This is a genomic window from Neoalteromonas flava, from assembly GCF_002807685.1.
Taxonomy (GTDB): domain Bacteria; phylum Pseudomonadota; class Gammaproteobacteria; order Enterobacterales; family Alteromonadaceae; genus Alteromonas_E; species Alteromonas_E flava.
Genome location: NZ_PEAX01000023.1, coordinates 1 through 1,099, shown reverse-complemented (window position 1 = coordinate 1,099; position 1,099 = coordinate 1). Strand labels below are relative to the sequence as shown.

Genomic DNA, 1,099 nt, shown 5'->3' with positions numbered 1-1,099 from the left:
TTATATTTGGCTAAATCAATGCCAAGGACTTTAATAGACATATGGACTCTCCGCTTATATTTTGAAATCTCGCAATTTCACTATGGCACATCGATGCCGATTAAGGGTGGGGAGTCCATATCATTCGTTATGTTCCCGGTTAATGAAAATGATTTCGAATAGTAGAAGAAACGGATTTTATATAGGTGTTGTTTTCGGCTTTTTTGGCTATCTAATTCAGGTCACGTATAGTGAAGACGTATCTGCGAATAACATTGCACCAGTTCTCTTTGAGTCATTTGCGTTTAGCTTGTTTTCGGGTGTTTTATTTGGACTAGGTACATCAGCGTTATCAGGTCGAGGACATGCAGACATGGCAAACGCTGACGACGAGCCATTTAAAAGAGTTCAAACTAGCGAAAAGGTCGTTGATAACGACGGCAAGGAAACATAACAAGCCCATTAACGCGCTGCGCTGGGACACTTACCTGTAGGCTCCCTCCGCTTCGCTCCGTATTTTAGCCTACAGGTAATTGCCCCTTATGGGGGTGTTAGGTAACTAAATGAGATTTGTGCACATTTTAATGTTTGTAGTTTTTTCTTCTACAGCAACAGAGCATGAAGTTTTTGATGAAAACCAAGTATTTGGTAGTGTGGAATGTTCATCCTACAATGCCAATAAAAACAATCCAAATATGCAATTTGGGTATAAAAATTGGTGGGCAGGTTATTTAACTGGTACTGGTGTAACTTTTAAAAAAGGTAAGTCGCCGGAATATTTGCCTGAAGGTACAAATTTTATTTTAGCAATAGGTTCATTCTGCCAATCAAATCCAGAAAGATCCTTAAAAATGGCAATCGACAGTTATATTAATAACCAAGTTAAAGTTGGGTATGCAAAGTTACCTAACAAGCCAATTAAGCAGGACTAAAAACAGTTTGCTGTTTTCGTTCCTCAACATTTTAGCAAACAATTTTTAGCCCCTTATTGGGGCGTTAGCTGCCAAAGGGAAATTGAATGTACGGCTCATGGATTACTGTTCTTCTATTTACTGTCGGTTGCGTTGTTGGCTTACTGGCTGTTTTGAAGTACAAGAAGGTTTATTATTCACTGTATGTA

The 1,099-nt window shown here is 38.8% G+C and carries 2 protein-coding genes; both read left to right on the top strand.

Annotation, left to right across the window (positions count from 1 at the left end; genetic code table 11):
* The first annotated feature begins 148 nt into the window (after positions 1-148).
* The gene (locus CSH92_RS16965; protein ID WP_124917000.1) at positions 149-433 is read left to right on the top strand and encodes a hypothetical protein; all 285 of its coding nucleotides are present in this window, start codon (positions 149-151) and stop codon (positions 431-433) included.
* Between the two features lie 109 nt (positions 434-542).
* A complete protein-coding gene (locus tag CSH92_RS16960) occupies positions 543-911 on the top strand; it encodes a hypothetical protein (RefSeq protein ID WP_100658839.1) in 369 nt (122 codons plus the stop codon).
* Positions 912-1,099 lie beyond the last annotated feature (188 nt).

Bases quoted from the DNA above. Each gene is read 5' to 3' on its own strand.
- CSH92_RS16965 (WP_124917000.1), top strand. From the start codon at position 149: ATGATTTCGAATAGTAGAAGAAACGGATTTTATATAGGTGTTGTTTTC.
- CSH92_RS16960 (WP_100658839.1), top strand. From the start codon at position 543: ATGAGATTTGTGCACATTTTAATGTTTGTAGTTTTTTCTTCTACAGCA.